Here is a 20,138-nt window from a genome sequence, read left to right as displayed (position 1 = left end):
ATTCTAAATACTCATACACAATTTATTATTTAATGGCCAATCTACCAGAGTAATCAATCTTATTTAAGAGTAAATTTATTTTCTCTTCACATAAATATTCATTAACCGCTTTAGCTGAACCCAACCAATGTCCGTAGTCATCTACTATTAAAATACCTCTTTGTACTAATAAAGGATATAGATACTTCATTTCATGATACGTTGATGAGTACCAGTCAGTGTCTAAACGTAATAATGCAATTTCACTAGGAATAGTATCTGGTATAGTATCCTCTACTTTTCCTTTTATAAATTTCACTTTATTTAACGGATAATTCGTTTTTAATAAGTTCTCTTTAACATCCTCTAAAGAGGCATAACACCATGTATTTATTGCTCCTTTTTGAGATTCACTCCACTTTTGGTGTGCTAGTTCTCCAACAAGATTCACATCAACATCTTCCGGTTCCGTCATTCCTTCAAATGTATCATATAAATATAAATCATAAGTATAGCATTTTAAGTGAGATAGAGTTTCTGCAATTACCATTGCACTCCCCCCCCTCCACACTCCACACTCTACAAATGCTCCAGGAATATCATTTAAGACTATATACTTAACAGATTGATACAAAGCATACATTCTTTCTATAGATGTTAATGTGTATCTCTTAGTTTTAATATATATACTAATAAATTCATCTTCTATATCTGCATCGACATTATAAATTTCTCTTACTTTATTAATAGATAGCAATTTTGCAACGTCCTCAAAATGAATATCTTCAATTAATTCATAAGCTTTTAATTGCGTAGAAATATCATTATAGTACGTTGAAGCTATATAAATTTTATATTCATGGAGTTTAACCAACTCATTTAAACTATTTAATGAGTACACTTTTTTCCCATGAAATTCTGTTCCAATTTTATCTACAGAATTATCGATAAAGGCAAATATGCTACTCTTATCTATTTCTTCTAATGCATGCTCAGCAAATTTCCCTGTTCCAAAAATAACAATATTTGGTTTCACACTTTCACCTCTTAAATTCCGTTGGTATTATTTACAATAAATCAATAAATTCGATAACTTTCTTATATTGCTGATTATAATCATAGTATTTTTTAAAAGCTTGATGAGACTTTTTAGAATAGTATTCATAATTACTATTAATTTGTAACAATGCATTTTGTAATTCGCTAAAATTATTTATGTAAACACCAAATGGATTTTCATCCATTATGCTACGATAATTTTCATAATCAAAAGTAACTATCGGTTTTCCTGCCTCCAAATAACGAGCTATCTTTTCAGATGATAATACTGTCAATTGGTCATTAATCGGAATGTCACGATAAAATGCTAATCCAATGTCTGCAGAATCAATTACATCTTTAATCTTATCGTAATCTACTGGCTCTGTTGAAAAAATAATTCTATTTTTGATATCCAAATCTTTTAAGTATCTTAAATAATCATTATCAAATACAAGTCCTTGAATAACTACTTGAAAATCTGATGATAAATTCTGTGCCTCATTGACAATTTCTTCACAAAATCTTGCAGGTGTAATCATTGCCCATAATAAAACGATTGTTTTTCTATAATCTATACTAAATTTTTCTATAAAATAATTGAAACGGCTTTTTTCTATATTTTCAGCAGTAATAGAAACTGGCACATGTAAGACTTGATGGTTTGAACTAATCTCATTATCCTGTAAAAGAACTTTTTCTCTTGCATGATCTTGTATAATTGTTGCAATCGCGTTTTTATGATATTTTTTTTCAACTTGGTGCAACAAGTGATAATCATTCCAATTTGGATAATCAGATGTATACAGTTCTAAACTATGATACAGATAAGGTACTTTTAATCTATTTGCCGAGATTCCCGCCCAAATTCCCCCGATTTTTTCAACACCAATAAAGGCAACATATTGGTTTTCCCTTAAGTAATTAAAACTTTTTTGTATCGCATAATTAGAAAATATAAATTGATCGAGAATATTTAGCGCATTATAAAAGTGTTTATTTTCTATTAAACCGTATATTGATAGTTGATTTGCAATTTCTTTATAATATGAACTGGCAATAATAATAATAGAATTATCAATATCCTCATTTTTTAATACGGATGGGGCGAATATTGGTTTTCCGTCTATACATTTCCCCCATTTTTCTTCATTGTTATCTATATAATAGGTTACATTCAGTAGTATCTTTTTTAAAAATATTTGTGATAATTCTCCCGTGCCAAATACAATTTTTTTTTTTACTGAATTCATAATCTCACTGTTCTCAACAAACATATATTGACTAGAAAATAAACTCGGAATTAAATTTTCAACGTCTTTATCAGTACAATCAATCACATGAATATTTGAATGCTTTTTAAAAGCATAAATTATATTAGCTGATTGATACAAAAATACATCTACATGATAGCCTTTATTTGCAAACATTAAAGCTCCATCTGCAACCTGCTGATGTATTGGATACTTGGCTAAGAAATAAGCAATTCGTTTCTTCATCTAATCACCTTTTTCACTAAATTTCGTAATCTGATTATTTTTCTTATCCTTAATATATATTTCATAATTAACATCCACAACATTTTCATTTGGATGTAATGTTGGCTCAGCGATTCTAGTAACTTCTACTGCATCATTTTCCAAACGCCTTACTCTTGTTTCTGGCTGCTCTGCCAATACAGCTGGACCATTCCAACAATCAAATATAAACAAGCCACCTTCGTTTAAATGTTCACTTACAGTTTGAAAAACGTCTTCCAAATCCTTATTTTCAGTTTGATAACTCATCACATGAAAAAGAGAAATAACTGCATCAAACTTTTCTTCTAATCTTACCTTCCTAATCTCCTTGTGTTAATTGAATATCAGTAGATTCCTCTTGTTCCAAATGTATTTTAGCTTCTCGAATCATACCTTCGCTTAGGTCAACTCCATGAACTTTGTAACCCTTTTTACCTAGGATTATTGCATGCTTTCCAGTTCCGCACCCTAGTTCTAAAATAGATTTTGTATTTGATGAGTATTTTTGAAGCAAACTGTCAATATAATTAGCTTCTTGTATATAATCTTTGTCCTTGTAAAGTAAATCGTAATATTCAGCATACTGATTAAAATTACTCATTTTCTTATGGCCTCCAACATAACTGTACGAACAGCATTTGCAACATCATGGATTTGTTGTTCACTTAAATTTAATCCGCTTGGAATATAAAATCCTCTACGTGCAATTTTTTCAGCATTCGGAAGAGCTTCATTAGTGAGAAAACCCATTTTTTTAAACACAGGTTGTTCATGCATCGGCCAAAAAAATGGTCGTGTCCCTATGTTTTCATCTGCCAATTTCTTCATTATTTCTTCAGTTTCAAAAGGAACATCATCTTTTAAAACTATTCCAAACACCCAATAAATATTTTGTGCATATGCCGTTTCAATAACAGGAAGTTGTAAGCCTGGAACATCAGATAATAATTCTGTATATAATTTTCCCATCGCACGTTTTTTTTCAACAAATGTATCTAGCTGCTCTAATTGAGCAACACCTAAAGCTGCCTGCATATTTGTCATTCGGTAGTTATGACCTAATTCATCATGAATAAATCTCCGCTTAGAATTAAAGCATAAATTCCGTAAAGAACGGCATTTTTCATCTATTTGTTTATCATCAGTGAGAATCATACCACCCTCACCTGTTGTAATATGCTTATTAGGATAAAAACTAAAAATGCTAATGTCGCCGAAACTACCGCATGGTTTCCACTCATATGTTTGACCATGCATTTCAGCTGCATCTTCAATGATTTTCAAATTATATTTCTCTGCTAATGCTAAAATTGAATTCATATCAGTTGGAAGACCATAAATATGTACAACCATAATAGCCTTTGTTTTCTTAGAAATCTTCTCTTCTATCTTCGAAACTGACATATTCCACGTATCCAAATCACAATCAACAAAAACTGGCGTTGCTCCAGCTTTTACAACAGCTGAGGCACATGAAATGATCGTGAACGTGGGAATAATCACCTCATCCCCTGCACCAATTCCTAATGCCTGAACAGCAATTTCAAGTGCAGCTGTACCGTTTGAAACTGCAATACCATACTTTCGTCCAACTGTATTTGCCATTTTTTCTTCAAAGCGTTGAATAAATGGACCTTCTGAGGAAATCCATCCAGTATCAATACATTCCAATAAGTATTTTTTTTCGTTACCATTTAATAAGGGTTCATTTACTGGGATAAAATCATTCACTTGATTCACGCACCTTTATTTGGTCAGCCGCTACACCTTCAAACCTGGTCTTATCTTCTTCACCAATATATGGTCCCTGCTTAACCTCAATCATTTCAATTTCTTCTAACACTTCAAATCCGTGTCCACCCTGAATTAACAAAATAGTATCACCATCGCTAAGAATTCGACTTTCAAAATAATTTTTATGCTCATCGTAAAAATCCACGCGAAGTTTACCTTTTTTTATAAATAGTACTTCTTGAGTGTGAATTACTTCTCTTGGTACAGGATTATGTACATGCGCCTCTATAATCTTCCCTTTTGGGTGGTTCATATATGCTAATTGTTGCGAGAGCTCGTTAGGTGTAACAAATGTAATACCTGGGGCTTGATAGTTTGAATGAATTACAATGGCTAATACCTTACTCTCATGCTGAATCTGTTCAATCATAACTTCCGCCCTCCCCTCTGTTAGTGATTATATAGTCTATAAACTTATTACTCTATTTTAATTAGATTATAATCAATTACATTACTCTTTATATCTAAGTCTAGTAGTTGTTTTCTCATGCTTTGGACATGACCAAGGCTTGCGAGTATAATAGAGCCAACTTCTGCTTGTTTTAAATAATCAACACTATAAACAGGTAAACCTTCAAATTCTCCATATTTATAATTATTATCTATAAAAAACAAAACTTCTTTTCCGTTTTTTTTCAATATTTCTAGACATTCTTTCCCTGTAGAACCCGCGCCAAAAATACATACTTCCTTGCATGTATTAAACTTCTCCATTTCTAAAAAATTGTAATTAGAGACTATTTTCTTCAAAACTTCAACATCTTCACCCAACTCTTCATACCCTTTTAAAAGATAGGAATAATAATGATGCATCAAACTTGCTCCACCGTATAGTTCCATTTCGTCTGCATATTTATTTACAATATACTTCATACCATCAAATCCACGTTTGATATTTTTAGATATTGTTTCACCTTCATGAAGGTGGTATATGAAAAGAGGTTCACTACAATAGGCAAATTTAAACTTTTTCGCTAACTGAATACTTGTGTCCCATTCTTGATATGATGGGACATTTTCATCTAAATACTCGATACTTTCTAAACATTCTTTTTTAACTACTATCCCTGGAAATGTAGGATCTTGATTAAATAGCAATTTATTATAAATGTTCCCTTCGAACCCTTTTGTTCCAAATAAACCCAGTTCATCCTCCTTTTTCACATAGCATTCACAATATACAACTTCTGCCTGAATATTAAGAGCTCGCTCTATTTGTTTAGATAATTTATTAGGTAACCACTCATCATCAGAATCCTGAAACGCAATCCATTCTCCAATGGAATTTTTGATACCACTATTTCTTGCTGCTTGGGCTCCTCTATTTCCACTGGTTATAATACATTTCACTCTTGAATCATTATAAGATTTAACAATATCAACAGTGTTATCCTGTGATCCATCATCAACAACAATTATTTCTATATTTTTATAAGTTTGACTCGTAATTGAATCTAAACAATACTTTATCGTTTTTGCCCTATTATAAGCAGGAATAACTACAGATATGAGTGGTAAGCTCATCACAATCCCTCTCTCTTTATAGACGCCAATAATTAAAGCCTTTTTCAAGATAACTTTCTTTATCTAGAGCTCCTTTAACATCTACAATTAATTTACTAGATTCCTTTAAAAAAACTTTGTATGTACTAGGACTATAGTTTTCCAAAAAAATATCATGTGGCACTGCTAAGACAATAGCATCCATTTCTTTTATTGAATCAAAATCAACCAGTTTAATTGTATACTCTTTTTCCACTTCTTGCTTTTGAGCTAGTGGATCATAAACGGAAATTTCCAACCCGTAATCCTCAAGCTCTCGGATAATATCAATTACTTTTGAATTTCGTATATCACCACAATTTTCCTTGAACGTTAATCCTAATATGGCTACTTTTGCACCTTTTATTTGATACTCAGCTTTAATCATCTGCTTAATAATGTTATTTGCAATATACTGCCCCATACCATCATTAATTTTTCGGCCTGCTGCAATAATTTGTGAGTGATATCCTAATTGTTCAGCTTTATAAATAAAATAATAAGGATCCACACCGATACAATGTCCACCAACTAATCCTGGCTTAAAATCAAGAAAGTTCCATTTCGTATTAGCAGCTTTTAATACTTCCACTGTATCAATATCCATTTTATTGAAGACCATGGCTAATTCATTCATAAATGCTATATTGATATCCCGTTGAGAATTTTCAATCACCTTAGCAGCTTCAGCAACTTTGATAGAAGGTGCCTTGTAAATCCCAGCTTCTATTATAGATTTATATACTTTTGAAATTACATCGAGGGTATAGTCATCCGATCCTGACACTACTTTCACAATATTTTTCAAACGATGTACTTTATCTCCTGGGTTAATACGTTCTGGTGAATATCCTACAGTAAAATCTTGACCAAAGTTTAAATTTGATTCTTTTTCTAAAATAGGAATACAAATTTCCTCAGTCGTACCTGGATACACAGTTGATTCATATACAACAATTGCCCCCCGTTGCAAATTACGTCCAACAATTTTACTTGCTTCAATAATAGGTGTTAAATTAGGTGTTTTATCGCTATTAATTGGCGTAGGTACACAAATGATATGCATTTTACAATCAATAAGCTTACTTTCTTCTGAAGTATATAAAACATTAGACAATAAAACCTCATTATCTCCTACTTCGTTCGTTGGATCGCATCCTGCTTTATATAATTTGATTTTTTCTTTATTTAAGTCAAAACCAACTACATTAAATTTTTTTGAAAATTCAACAGCTAAAGGTAGCCCGACATATCCCAAACCAATTATAGAAATACTCGTTTCAAGATTTGAATTTTTTTGAAATAGATCCATATAACACTACCCCTGATATAAATATTATTTTTAGAAATTCTCAATTTTTATATGATTTCAAAGAAATATAAAGCTAATTACTTCTAATACCTTATCATTACAAATCTCTAAGTCTTATAAATATATAAAACCTATTTACTTTACTTTTTTCAAAAATCTAGATTACTTTAATCAAAATTCTATAATTTTTAATTTCGTACTATTAATTTTTATAAGCTTTCAAGAGCGGTCTACAGTTATTTTCCTCCAATGCATCATCATTACAGAACCCCAAATCTTCTATATAATTGAAACCAACTTTCATTAATATTTCTTTAACCTCATATATATCTGTATTTGCGTTCCCCTCAAATAAAAGCAAGTTTCCTGTTACCTTCCCTAATAATTCAAATAATTTCTTTTTATTCTTAAGATGACCTTCAATAGATAAACAAAGTACTACATCAAACGTCTTGTTAAATTCACTTAGATTAATATTATCAATATCCGCTTGTTGAAATACTAAATTCTTCAAATTTGAATATGCTGCAATCTTATTAGCTAATACAACTTTATCAATTCCATATTCAATACCCAAACATTTTGCTGGATATAACTTTTGAATTTCAAAAAGCATTCCACCAGCATTGCATCCTAAATCTAAAATAGTTTTCGAACAAATATCGCTTTCTTCTATTTTAAATTTTTTCAATCTCATATTGTTATTTCTTTGAGTGATACTTGAGTCAATGTTAAATGACGGCAAGTTAAAAGAACTGTATATTTTTCCAAGTGTCGTTGTATAGCTACTACTAACTGTTTGAAATGTTGAAGTAACTTCTTGTAGTTTTCTTTTTAATATTTTTTCTAATTCATTAATAGCACTTGATAAATTAACCTCTAAAATATTTGTAATTGATAACGGATGATTACTCATAAAACACATGTGATTTGTTTCATATGGTGAATCCATGCCTACCCCTGATAAATCGTAACTTGTAATGAAATTATTTACCGATTTATTGATTTCGCCCATAACCTCAAAATCAATTATTTTTATTTTCCCATCAATTACAAAAATATTTTTTGCATGAAGATCTCTATGACAATATCCCAAAGTATACATATCTAAAATAGCGTCTAATATTTGACCCGCAATATTTTCTTTCTCTTCTTCCGTAAGCTTGATAGAAATAATATCTAATCTAGCGTCTCCTGGGAGATACTCCCTTACAAAATAGTTTTCTCCTTCAATTATCATTTTTGTCATCCAAGAAAAATCATTAAAAATCCCAAAAGCAAGTTTTTCATTTCTCAAACATTCATTTTTCACTTTGAAATTTTTTTTTATTAAGTAAACTCCATCTTCTACTATCTTAAAAACTTCACTTCTATTATTTTCATTTAACTTTATCATAGTGTATCCTCACTAGTTATTTTATAATATAACTTTAAATAACATTAATTGAGTTTTACTAAATTAATATTATTAAATTAATTAACATATATAGAGTTCATAATCATTATTTTTTCAACATATTATGATTTCAACTTATGTAAAACTTCATTTAATTTCTCCGTTAACTTTTTTGCTCCTTTAAAGTTTAAATGAGTTGCATCCCAAAAATCGTCATCTTTAAAATTGGTATCTTTTAAATAATCTAAATATAGAAATTTATACTCTTTTTGATATTCAGATATCAAATCTAAAAATTTTTGTTCAAACCCCTTAGTTAAAAAATCAAAATAATAACTTGTTACTGGAAAAACCACAACAATAGGTAAAACACCATGGGATTCACATAGTTTTAAAATTTGATTAAAAATAGCTTTGTTTTCATCTATTGTTAACGGATAACTTTTCGATGAATGTCTTAGTGCAGTTCTTTTTCCTTCTTGCTTATCTTTATTTGAAATTACCTCGTAATATTTATTATTTTGATACTTTAATTGAGCTTTATTAACATCTTGCTCATAATCGAGCGCTAACTCAGCTATATTTCGGAATTTAAAATATTCATCTTGTACTTGATATGAACGCATGGTTTTAGTCAAACCATAATATCTGGGCGTTAGATATGAATTAATAGATTTACTTAAATCATAACTAAAGCTAAAATACGATACTCCTAACAAAATATATTTGAGATTATCCACTCTATTGTGTTTAAGAATACTATTAAGAATGTAATAATCTGAAAAGAGATCCTGACTCGAGAACCCAAAGTTAAAAGCCTTCTTTTTTAAAATTGATAAATCCAATCCGTCACGGACATAAGACAAACCTGTAGCAATAAGTTCAATATCTTGACTTTTATTCGTAAACTGAGAAAGCTCTAAATTCATCATTTGTTCTTTTAAAAAGTCTTCGTAATATTCACTTTTATAATAAATAATTTTTTCAAATGGAACATTCTCTTTTATTAACAAACTTGAAATCTCATCTTGAAATACACTTGCTACAATTATTACATCATAATAAACATTCTTAATATCCTTTGGAGATAAAATCTTATACCTTTCTAAAAAAAATGTATTTTTTTTTAGAGGATTACTATCTATAAATGCGATTATTTCAACTTTTTCTAAATTTAAATATCCATAAAATTCGATTGAACTTGAGCCAGTACCAAAAATTAAAACTTTTTTCTTAAACATTCCACTCCTCCTCGATTTATTTAATATATTGTAATGTCTCTTTTAAAGCATTATTAGTGGGCGAAAACCATTATATTTTGTATGATTGTGTTTATATGATAAGCTGCTAACCACAAATTCTGCCCCTTCTACTAGCGTTCTACGCGGAGCAATGTTAATGTTTCTAGAATAGTGCTCAAGTATCCAGGTTCCTATTCCACGTCCTGCATTCCAAATATCTATTTCCCCAAAAATAGTATTATTAACTCCTAAATAGTTATCCCATTCATTATCAGTATCTGTCTCATCACTGCCACCCGTCATTAATCTTAATAGAACAAATCTTTCATCAAAAAAACTTTTTCTTCCTGAAAGTACGGTAAGTCCATTCTTTGAAAGTTCCTCCCATGAAATATAGTTCTGTATATTCCGGTCAGCAATTAGTTTTTTCTCATTGTCCAACTCATCTACCATAATAAAATAAAAATCTCCATTGGGTTCTTTTGATCCTGTTATTGATAAAAAACTTGTTGTATCTACTTCTGATTTGCTAAAATTCCCGACAACACCAGGAGGAGCTTCATAATGATAGCGTATCCGTTTTCCAACTTCTAAATCTTCAAATTTCTCTACTTCATGGATATGATATACTCGTCCATCTTGATTGATTTTAATGCCCAATAACCTAAAATTAGTATCTTTAGAGATAACTTCAACCTCTACTCCATGTATTTTATTTGTTAGTTTTGTAACCTCAAATAAAACTTGGGATTGGATTAAGTCACTTTCTTCAGTATTTTTACTGATTGTGATAATTTGCTCTTTCCCATCAATTATAATCTTCATTTTCAAAGGGGTTGTTGAATTATTCGAACCAACAATTTGGAAAGTTGTACCTTTAAATTCAAATTCAACAGTTGAATTTTGTCGTTTCGTTACAACACCAACAGCATAAATTTCAGTAGGGCTATTCTCATTTTCCTGAAGTTCTAACCATTTTTTTTCCCACTTACCTTCATAGTGAAAAACGCCACATGTCGCTTCATAAAATTTCAATCTTTGATCTGAATTCATTTTCAAGAATACATGTGTTTGTAAAATTGGGATTACTTTTTTATAAGTTACTAGAACTGTATCTAAATAGGTTTGATAATGCTCTAATAAATCTTTTAGACGTTCTTCTATACTTACTTTTTTATTGCTTACTTTTAATTTAGCTATCAATTTTTCATTGTCCATTTTAAGAATTGGATTAAGAATTAGTTTAGATAGTAAAGTATTCTGCATGTCATGTAAAAGTCTCTCAAACTTTTGTAAAGTATTGATTGGCTGTTCGGATGAGATTACCTTTAAATTTTCAGCCAACTGTTTCAGTATACTTTCCATTTCGTTAAATACACTCATATACGTAGAGCATTCTTTTTCTAACTGATTAAGTATTTTCCCATTAAGCTTCTGTTTCTCCACACTAGTTTGATACCATTGTTCATTCACAACTTTCTGGCCCAATTCTTCTTCAATAACTGCTCTTAAACTTTTAAAATTCGTGCCTGCAATTTTCGCTCCACCCTGAGTTGTATTTATTGTAGGTACTTGAATAAGTTGGAGTACTATTTCCATGTCTGCTTTCATTTGTTGAAAATGTGCATTTGTACTTACCTTTCTATTATATACATCCTCAACTTCAATTATTGTCGCCTTATCTTGATACTGAACCGTGTTATCTGAAAAGCCCTGTTTTTCTTTATCATATCGTTCAATACCATCTGCATAAAACTTATTTTGTTTAAAAGCGAAGTTTTGCCCAACTAAAATAATTTTACTTACCTCCAAGACATTGAGCAGCTGTAAAGTGATGACAGCAATTGATGGTGCATCATAAATAACTGATTTCTGTTGTTTCTCTAGTAATTGCTGCGTTAAGTTATCCTGTGTTGTAATGAAGCTAAACAAGGGTCCAGAGTATTGGTCCAACGTTTCATGTCCAACCGTCGTTGCATAAATCATTGGGATACTTTTAATGCGATTATTATATATTTCTTCAAATAATCTATAGTTATGTTGCTGTGGATCATATGTACATACCGCATCTGGATAAATACTATTATCAATTAGCACTTTAGTTGCAGAACCTACTGCGAAAATATAAGCGAGTCCATTTTCTTTAATATATTTCAGATTGGCAAGCTCTTCATTTAAAGATGGACCTGCACTAACAATTATTGCCGGTTTCCCTTTAAAAAACGTTTTTTTCTCAAATATACTTTGACTCTCTACTACATATTGCAAGTTTTTTATTGAATTAATCGTCCATCTCTTTGAAAACTCCATGACCGTTGCAATATCATTTCCTGTCATAATAAGAAATTGTTTAAAGGATTGGTTGAAGTAATCAATTTGTCCTGGAAACAGCCTTTCATACACTGGCAAAGTAATAATTGTAAATTTTTGATGTACTAATTCTCTTAATTGTTGTAAATTTCCTTGCAATGAATCCTCATTATCATCTACTAAAAAATGTGCTACCTTTTCTTTCGGAAATGTCGTTTTAGATTGTAGCTTCAAGCACAAGTTAGCAATTTCTGCAACTGGTTCATACGCCGATACAAGTTTTTCAGGGAACTGCTCACAAAAGTATCGTATATGATAACCTAGTCCCACTCCATAAAATAAGATATGCTCAGATTCTTCAATCTTTTCTCTAAGAGAATCAATAAAACGTTCAGCTTCCTGCACAGGATTATATTTACTATGAAGCATCATTTTTTTATCATCTATCTCTACTTGTAAAGCTGGAACCCCTATTTTACTTTCAAGTACTTCAACTTGAATTTTGCTCACTTCATCCACCTCCAATAGCCATTAAATTTTAAGTATTTGCCTTCCATCAAAGACAATCGCATTGCTAGAATAAGTCATTAACTTAGCCCAATCTGCCTCGATAAACTCTTGCCATTCTGTAACTAGCAAGATTGCATCTGATTCCGACACACATTCTTCCTTAGTAGCAGCATAAGTTAGCTCTATTCCCTCCAAATACGAGGATTTCTTTACAACTGGGTCATACGCTGAAATTTCAGCACCTTTTGCCACTAATTCTTTAATAATCATAATGGATGGGGCTTCACGCATATCGTCAGTATTTGGCTTAAATGCTAATCCTAATATTGCAATTTTCTTCCCTACAACCTCACCTTTAAAGTGATTGATTACTTTTTGAACAAAGATATGCCGTTGCTCGCTGTTAGCTTGTATAGCCGATTGTACTATGCTTAAATTCACATCATTTTCACTTGCCAAATAGGTTAATGCTTCTGTATCCTTTGGAAAACATGATCCGCCATAGCCTAATCCAGCATTTAAAAAGGCGCGTCCTATTCGGTGGTCCATACCCATACCATCTGCTACTGCATTCACATCTGCCCCTAGTGCATTACATAGATTAGAAATTTGATTGATGTAACTAATTTTAACTGCTAAAAATGCATTTGATGCGTATTTAATCATTTCTGCACTGCGACGATTCGTATGCAGAATTGGTATATTTAATGACTGGAACAAACTTTCTATCTTGTCTCTAGCAATTGGATTCTCTGCTCCTATTACAATACGATCTCCGTAAAATGTATCGTTAATTGCATGTCCTTCTCGTAAAAACTCCGGATTAGATACTACATGAATTTGTAACCCCGCTAGCATATTCGCATGAAGTATTTCTTCCACTCTATCATTCGTACCTACGGGAACCGTACTTTTCACAACAACAATCACATCATGATCTACATTGATCGCAATATCTTTAGCTGCTTGTTCGATATATGACAGATCCGCTGCCCCATCTTCTCCTTGAGGTGTACCGACAGATATAAAGATAATATCTGCCTGTGCAAATGCTTCTTGAGCATTTGTTGTGAAGCATAAACGACTTGCCGCAATATTACGTGCTAGTATTTCATCTAATCCAGGTTCATAAATTGGCGATTGCCCTTTTTTAAGGGTATTAATCTTTTCTTCATTAATATCTAAACAAGTAACAACATGCCCAATGTCTGATAACACGGCCCCTGTTACTAAACCGACATATCCCGTTCCAATAATGCCTACGTTCACTTTGTTACCTCTGCTTTCGTATTGATGTAAGCTTGAATATCATCTTTTAAATCCTCACGTTGTAATGCAAAGTCAATAGTCGCTTGGACAAAGCCAATTTTACTACCAATATCATATAATTGTCCTACAACATCTTGTGCAACTACTTGTTCTTCCTGGTTTAACAATTGAATCGCATCCGTTAATTGGATTTCTCCACCCGTATCAGGTTCAGTAGCTTCCAACTTTTCAAAAATCGAAGGTGTTAGAATATAGCGTCCCATAATAGCATAGTTAGAGGGAGCAGCCTCTTTTGACGGCTTTTCAATAAAACCCTTTACTTCAATTGCCTTACCATTCTGCACCTCAGCTACTGGATCAATCACACCATATTTATGGACACTTTCCATTGGTACTTGCTGGACACCGATGACAGAAACCTTTTCGCGGTCGTATGTATCAATTAATTGTTTTAACGCAGGAATAGGTGCTTGTAAAATAATATCTCCTAGCAAAACTGCAAATGGCTCATCTCCAATAAAACGATGTGCGCAATAAATGGCATCTCCAAGGCCCTTCGCTTCTTTTTGGCGTATATAATGTATATTCGCTAGAGTTGAAATAGCTTCGATTTCTCTTAAATCATCCAGCTTCCCCTTCATTTCCAATGTATGTTCTAATTCATAATTCGTATCGAAATGGTCTTCAATTGAACGTTTGTTGCGTCCACTAATGATTATAATATCTTCAATACCCGATGCCACTGCTTCTTCTACAATATATTGAATTGTAGGCTTGTCCACAATTGGTAGCATTTCCTTTGGTTGTGCTTTTGTTGCAGGCAAAAATCTTGTTCCCAAGCCAGCTGCTGGGATTACTGCCTTACGTACTCTTTGCATTATTCATCTCTCCTGCACTTTACTCGCAAAATAAGCGATTGTTTTCTGAAGCCCTTCATCTAACATGACTTTCGGCTCCCAGTCTAGGATACGTTGTGCTTCAGCAATCACCGGTCGACGTTGTTTTGGGTCATCTTGTGGAAGCTCTTCAAATTGTAATGGTGTATCATTTCCTGTCCATTTCACAACTTTTTCTGCGAGTTCAAGCATTGTAAATTCATTCGGATTCCCAAGGTTTATAGGGCCTGTAACTTCTTCTGTTGTTGCCATTAATCGTAAAAAACCGTCTATCAAATCATCTACATAGCAGAAAGAGCGTGTCTGTTTACCATCACCATATATAGTTAAAGGTTTCTTCAATAAGGACTGGACAATAAAATTACTCACAACACGTCCGTCTTTAGCATCCATTCTTGGCCCATATGTATTAAAAATACGTACAACTTTAATTTCTACATCATACATTCTTGCATAATCAAAGAACAATGTTTCGGCACCACGTTTACCTTCGTCATAACAGCTACGTATGCCGATTGGATTAACATGACCCCAGTAACGCTCCGGTTGTGGATGTACTAAAGGGTCCCCATATACCTCTGAAGTGGACGCTTGGAAAATCTTCGCTCCTGTTTTTCGTGCAAGTTCAAGTAAATGTAATGCACCAAGTACACTCGTTTTGAATGTATGCACGGGATTTACCTGATAATGGACAGGACTTGCAGGGCATGCCAAGTTATAAATTTCATCGAAGTTTCCTAGCTCTGGCAAACTTTCAGAAATATCATGCTGAAGAAAAGTAATTTCCCCTTGTAAATGCGCTATATTTTCGAGCGAACCTGTTTGTAGATTATCGATACAAACTACTTCATGTCCTTGTTCCACTAATCGATCAATTAAGTGTGAACCTAAAAATCCTGCCCCGCCTGTTACTAGAATACGTTTCATTGTAGTCCTCCAAATTTCTTTTGATGCCAATGCCATGCCGTCTCTATTATTTGCTGAAGATTATATTGCGGATGCCACCCTAATATTTGCTTTGTTTTTTCGGCTGAACCAATTAGTCTTGCAGGATCGCCTACACGTCTATCTGAATATATAGTTTGCCCAGTAATCCGCTCAACTTCTTGAATAATTTTGAGAACTGAATGACCTTCACCATTTCCTAAATTAAGCTTTAAATTATTTGCATGCTTACCTAAATATTCAACAGCCCGACTATGCGCATCTGCTAAATCAGTGACATGAATATAATCACGGATACAGGTGTTTCGAAATCTGAGCCAAATACTGAAATAGTTTCCCGTTTACCCACTGCAACATCTAGAATAAGTGGGATTAAATGTAATTCAGGCTCATGCCATTCACCAATGTCACATTCCACAGCTGCTCCTGCCGCATTAAAATAACGTAATGCAGCAAATTTCACTCCATAAGCTACGGAGTAATCCTCCATGATTTGTTCTATCATTAATTTTGAGCGACCATAAGGATTAATAGGGTGTTGTGGATGGCTTTCTGTAATTGGCAACTCTATCGGGTTCCCATATGTTGCACATGTTGAGGAAAAAACAATTTTTTCACATCATAAGATAGCATTGTATCAAGCAACTTAATCGTATTCACAACATTATTTTGATAATATTTTGAAGGTTGTTCAACTGACTCACTAACATAAGCAAATGCAGCAAAATGAATCACTGTATGAATTTGTAGATAACCTGTAAACAATCTCACTAAGTCCTCTTTATTCGCTAAATCTCCTTCTATGAACGGGATATGATTTGGCACAAACTCTCTATGACCTGTGCTCAAATTATCGAACACAACTACTTCTTTTCCTTGTTGTATTAAATATACTATCGTGTGTGAACCAATATAGCCTGCTCCACCAATTACCGCAATCATCTACATATCCTCCACTAAATTGTGTAATTGCTCGATCGTAAGCCATTCTACGTTATTGTCACTTGTATAGGCAAACCCATCTGGCAATATTTTCCCGCCTTCGGCATATTTCTTTGACCACCATGGAAATTCTGGTTGAATAATATAATAATCATCAAATTCAACCGTATGCCGTGCATCATCCTCCATAATCATCGCTTCATGCAACTTTTCACCTGGGCGAATGCCAACAATCTCAATGTTACACTCCGGAGCAATGGCTTTGGCTAAATCTGTAACTCTCATACTTGGAATTTTTGGTACAAAAATTTCACCACCATGCATACGTTCTAAATTATCAAGTACAAATTGCACGCCTTGTTCTAATGTTATCCAAAATCGTGTCATCCGTTCATCTGTAACAGGCAATGTACCCTTTTCTTTTATCTTTTTAAAGAATGGCACAACACTTCCTCGACTCCCCACTACATTACCGTAACGCACAACCGAAAAACTTGTTTTCTTTTCTCCTACATAGGCATTAGCTGCCACAAAAAGCTTATCAGAAGCAAGCTTTGTTGCTCCATAAAGATTTACTGGTGAACATGCCTTATCTGTTGAAAGTGCAATCACTTTTTCCACACCACAGTCAATTGCGGCTTCAATAATATTTTGTGCACCATTAATATTCGTTTTGACTGCCTCGAATGGATTATATTCACATGCATCCACATGCTTCATCGCTGCCGCATGAATGACGATATCGACGCCATCGAATGCACGATGTAAGCGATCTTTATCACGAACATCACCAATAAAAAAACGCAAACGTGAATCAATAAACTCCTGCTTCATTTCATATTGTTTCAGCTCATCACGACTAAAAACAATTACCTTTTTTACACCTAAATTTAAAATCTTTCGAATAAACTTTCTCCCGAAAGATCCGGTTCCTCCTGTGACAAGTACCGTTTTATTTTTAACTGTTTCCATTCTATATTAAATACCTCAATTCAGCTTTTATGTATTTTATGAATATACTCGCTTTCTATTATATATCGGCCAACACTCGAGAAACTAAAATTTTATAACAAAATTACGTCACATCTAATAAGATGTGACGCTAAGTTTATCGCTATCTATTTATAATTCCCTAAACAATAATAACCATTAAGTTATAAATATCCCACAAATAGGTATCGTTGGTATTTTATAGAAAAAATAATTTTAACTCATTCTTGTTTCATATATCTAAAAATTTGGCAATTCTCAGTACCGGTTATACACTCCCAGAACAAGAAATCATCCGAATCTATGGGATGCGTTGGGTTATCGAAATCTTCTTTAAAGCAATTAAATCACTATTACGTCTACAAAAAGCATTCTAAAGCAAATCTTATGATTTACTTGTTAGTCATACAGCTATTGTTTTTGCACCTACATGGTTCTGTCATGGTAAAAGGTTCACTATGTTAACTTGTCAACGACCAATCCATCATTATATTATCCCGACAATTGGTTGTACTTCTGTAAAGAATGTTGCAATTTCATACTCAAACATATCTGCAACTAACACATAATCTTGCATTTCTAATCCTGAATTCACTTCATTTAAAAATTCATGAATTTTTTCCGCCTCAAACTTTACGTTTACACCATTCTTTTCTAGTAATTCCGTAGCATGCACTAGCCACGCCATACCTTCAGAAAAATCTAAAACCATTTGTATGGCATTTTGAACATTATCCTCTCGCAAATAATTTGCAATTTGAACACTTCCCGAAGGTACTTTTGATAAATAATCATTGTAACTTATAATTACTTCTATTACTTCTTCTGTCATGCTTATCCCTCACTTTTATGTTTGTCAATAGCTTCTTATTTTCTTTATAGGTTTATTTAGTTCATTATAAAGATCTTTTGTTTAATCGCTTATACATATCTTCAGCCGTTTCGTTTTCTTTTGCAAGCAGCCAGCATAACTTCCATTGTAATAGACGCAACAATCAACTCAACTGGCAGTTGACCTAAAAGTTCTTGTTATTTCTTTCATTAAAATATCATATAGCTATATTTATTTTTGCTACCTTTTAAAAAATTAATTTAAACATATTTGGGGATATTTTATCATAATTCGATTAACAAAATACTTGAAAGGTTATTCGAATCCCTTTTGTAAAATTCCTCAGACGAATATCAAATCTTCAATAACAGTACTATTAAATACAACTATTTTTTCATGCGTTTCTCTTACTTTTATACTTCCATTGTCTAGTAGTGGGCAATTACTATAAGCTTCTCATCAAATTGAAACCTCTTTAATAGAGCATCTACTAGATAGCTTCATCCATAGCCAAATACAATGTGCATGATGAGGAATTTTATTTTTGGACTAACCGATTTGCTCTTGCTCCTATGTACAAAATAACCATTAACCTTTATTATTCATACTTATCACTCATTATAATATCGGTCATTTTTATTAATTGTGTAAGTAATTAATAAAAAAACCTTTAGCCAAAAAATGGCTAAAGGTTTTAAACACAGCTTCAAAATTATTGTAATAATTGAAGAACGCCTTGAGGCTGTTGGTTAGCTTGAGCTAACATAGATTGAGCAGCTTGCATTAAGATGTTGTTTTTAGTGAAGCCCATCATCTCTTTAGCCATATCTGTATCACGGATACGAGACTCAGCAGCTGTTAAGTTTTCTGAAGATGCACCTAAGTTATTGATTGTGTGCTCTAAACGGTTTTGTACAGCACCTAAGTTTGAACGAGTTGCAGATACAGTGTTAATTGCATTGTCAATTATTTTAATTGCTTTATCTGCATTTTCTTGAGAATCAATTTTAATACCCTCAGTTTTTTCATCATTCGTAGTACCAACTTTTAATTCTGCAGCATCATTTTTTCCAATATTAAGTGTCATGTTTTGACCAGAGTTAGCACCGATGTGGAATTTTGCTCCATCAGTCTCTAAGTCACCGTTTAACAGACTCTTTGTGTTGAATTCTGTAGTATTAGAGATACGGTTAATTTCTTTTGCTAATTGATCTACTTCTGCTTGTAATTTATCACGATCTTCTTGTGTGTTAGTATCATTTGCAGATTGTACTGATAATTCACGCATACGTTGTAGAATTGAGTGAGTTTCGTTAAGAGCACCCTCAGCAGTTTGGATTAAAGAGATTGAGTCTTGAGCGTTTTTAGTAGCCATGTCAAGACCACGGATTTGTCCGCGCATTTTTTCAGAGATTGCTAAACCAGCAGCGTCATCGCCAGCACGGTTGATTTTGTAACCTGAAGATAATTTCTCAAGGTTTTTAGAAGCTTGAGTGTTGTTGAAAGCAAGGTTACGGTGTGTGTTTAAAGCTGAAATGTTGTGTTGAATTCTCATCTGGAATTCCTCCTTGAATGTTTGTTTTTGTCATTCCACATCCGTGTGGAATGTTTCGGATTAGGTA

The 20,138-nt window shown here is 32.7% G+C and carries 17 protein-coding genes and 2 pseudogenes; 1 reads left to right on the top strand and 18 read right to left on the bottom strand.

Annotation, left to right across the window (positions count from 1 at the left end; genetic code table 11):
* Nucleotides 1-25 precede the first annotated feature (25 nt).
* From B1B04_RS25885 to pseB, 16 genes and pseudogenes are all read right to left on the bottom strand, one after another.
* Entirely contained in the window at nt 26-1,015 is a 990-nt protein-coding gene (locus tag B1B04_RS25885) for a TylF/MycF/NovP-related O-methyltransferase (RefSeq protein ID WP_205756626.1), read from the bottom strand.
* Nucleotides 1,016-1,046: 31 nt separating this feature from the next.
* Nucleotides 1,047-2,516, bottom strand: a complete 1,470-nt coding sequence (locus B1B04_RS01145; RefSeq protein ID WP_079559500.1) for a glycosyltransferase family protein — start codon at nt 2,514-2,516, stop codon at nt 1,047-1,049.
* Entirely contained in the window at nt 2,517-2,777 is a 261-nt protein-coding gene (locus B1B04_RS01140) for a hypothetical protein (RefSeq protein ID WP_139376932.1), read from the bottom strand.
* Between the two features lie 79 nt (nt 2,778-2,856).
* Complete coding sequence (locus B1B04_RS01135; RefSeq protein ID WP_079559498.1) at nt 2,857-3,138, bottom strand: class I SAM-dependent DNA methyltransferase; 282 nt, start codon at nt 3,136-3,138, stop codon at nt 2,857-2,859.
* Entirely contained in the window at nt 3,135-4,268 is a 1,134-nt protein-coding gene (locus tag B1B04_RS01130; protein ID WP_079559497.1) for a DegT/DnrJ/EryC1/StrS family aminotransferase, read from the bottom strand. The genes B1B04_RS01135 and B1B04_RS01130 overlap by 4 nt, the downstream gene beginning before the upstream one ends.
* Nucleotides 4,261-4,701 (bottom strand): cupin domain-containing protein, encoded by a 441-nt coding sequence (locus tag B1B04_RS01125; protein WP_079559496.1) that lies wholly within the window; start codon nt 4,699-4,701, stop codon nt 4,261-4,263. The genes B1B04_RS01130 and B1B04_RS01125 overlap by 8 nt, the downstream gene beginning before the upstream one ends.
* A gap of 47 nt (nt 4,702-4,748) precedes the next feature.
* Complete coding sequence (locus B1B04_RS01120; protein WP_079559495.1) at nt 4,749-5,903, bottom strand: glycosyltransferase; 1,155 nt, start codon at nt 5,901-5,903, stop codon at nt 4,749-4,751.
* Complete coding sequence (locus B1B04_RS01115; protein WP_079559494.1) at nt 5,872-7,185, bottom strand: nucleotide sugar dehydrogenase; 1,314 nt, start codon at nt 7,183-7,185, stop codon at nt 5,872-5,874. Before B1B04_RS01115 ends, B1B04_RS01120 begins: the two co-directional genes overlap by 32 nt.
* 202 nt (nt 7,186-7,387) lie before the next feature.
* Nucleotides 7,388-8,581 carry a methyltransferase domain-containing protein gene (locus B1B04_RS01110; protein WP_079559493.1) on the bottom strand — a complete coding sequence of 398 codons (1,194 nt, stop codon included), beginning with the start codon at nt 8,579-8,581 and terminating at the stop codon, nt 7,388-7,390.
* A 122-nt stretch (nt 8,582-8,703) separates the two neighbouring features.
* The gene (locus B1B04_RS01105) at nt 8,704-9,822 is read right to left on the bottom strand and encodes a nucleoside-diphosphate sugar epimerase/dehydratase (protein WP_079559492.1); all 1,119 of its coding nucleotides are present in this window, start codon (nt 9,820-9,822) and stop codon (nt 8,704-8,706) included.
* A gap of 42 nt (nt 9,823-9,864) precedes the next feature.
* A complete protein-coding gene (locus B1B04_RS01100) occupies nt 9,865-12,642 on the bottom strand; it encodes a motility associated factor glycosyltransferase family protein (protein WP_079559491.1) in 2,778 nt (925 codons plus the stop codon).
* A 21-nt stretch (nt 12,643-12,663) separates the two neighbouring features.
* Nucleotides 12,664-13,911, bottom strand: a complete 1,248-nt coding sequence (locus B1B04_RS01095) for a UDP-glucose dehydrogenase family protein (RefSeq protein WP_079559490.1) — start codon at nt 13,909-13,911, stop codon at nt 12,664-12,666.
* Nucleotides 13,908-14,789, bottom strand: coding sequence for a UTP--glucose-1-phosphate uridylyltransferase GalU (galU, locus tag B1B04_RS01090; protein WP_079559489.1), 882 nt, complete (start codon nt 14,787-14,789; stop codon nt 13,908-13,910). The genes B1B04_RS01095 and galU overlap by 4 nt, the downstream gene beginning before the upstream one ends.
* 3 nt (nt 14,790-14,792) lie before the next feature.
* The gene (locus B1B04_RS01085; protein WP_079559488.1) at nt 14,793-15,734 is read right to left on the bottom strand and encodes a UDP-glucuronic acid decarboxylase family protein; all 942 of its coding nucleotides are present in this window, start codon (nt 15,732-15,734) and stop codon (nt 14,793-14,795) included.
* Nucleotides 15,731-16,694, bottom strand: a pseudogene (gene galE, locus B1B04_RS01080) (UDP-glucose 4-epimerase GalE). The gene B1B04_RS01085 and the pseudogene galE overlap by 4 nt, the downstream one beginning before the upstream one ends.
* Entirely contained in the window at nt 16,695-17,666 is a 972-nt protein-coding gene (gene pseB, locus B1B04_RS01075) for a UDP-N-acetylglucosamine 4,6-dehydratase (inverting) (RefSeq protein ID WP_079559487.1), read from the bottom strand. It abuts the pseudogene before it with no gap.
* 203 nt (nt 17,667-17,869) lie between these two features.
* Between pseB and B1B04_RS26620 the strand changes: the two are divergent.
* A pseudogene (locus B1B04_RS26620) lies at nt 17,870-18,129 on the top strand (transposase); the annotation flags it as partial.
* Nucleotides 18,130-18,171: 42 nt separating this feature from the next.
* Here the strand turns inward: B1B04_RS26620 and B1B04_RS01065 are convergent.
* Together B1B04_RS01065 and hag are read right to left on the bottom strand one after the other, a co-directional pair.
* Nucleotides 18,172-18,516 (bottom strand): DUF8042 domain-containing protein, encoded by a 345-nt coding sequence (locus B1B04_RS01065; RefSeq protein WP_079559485.1) that lies wholly within the window; start codon nt 18,514-18,516, stop codon nt 18,172-18,174.
* Between the two features lie 712 nt (nt 18,517-19,228).
* Nucleotides 19,229-20,071, bottom strand: a complete 843-nt coding sequence (hag, locus tag B1B04_RS01060) for a flagellin Hag (RefSeq protein WP_079559484.1) — start codon at nt 20,069-20,071, stop codon at nt 19,229-19,231.
* Nucleotides 20,072-20,138 lie beyond the last annotated feature (67 nt).

Source organism: Lysinibacillus sp. KCTC 33748, assembly GCF_002237755.1.
In the GTDB taxonomy this organism is placed as follows: Bacteria; Bacillota; Bacilli; order Bacillales_A; family Planococcaceae; genus Lysinibacillus.
This window is presented reverse-complemented; position numbering and strand designations above follow the sequence as displayed.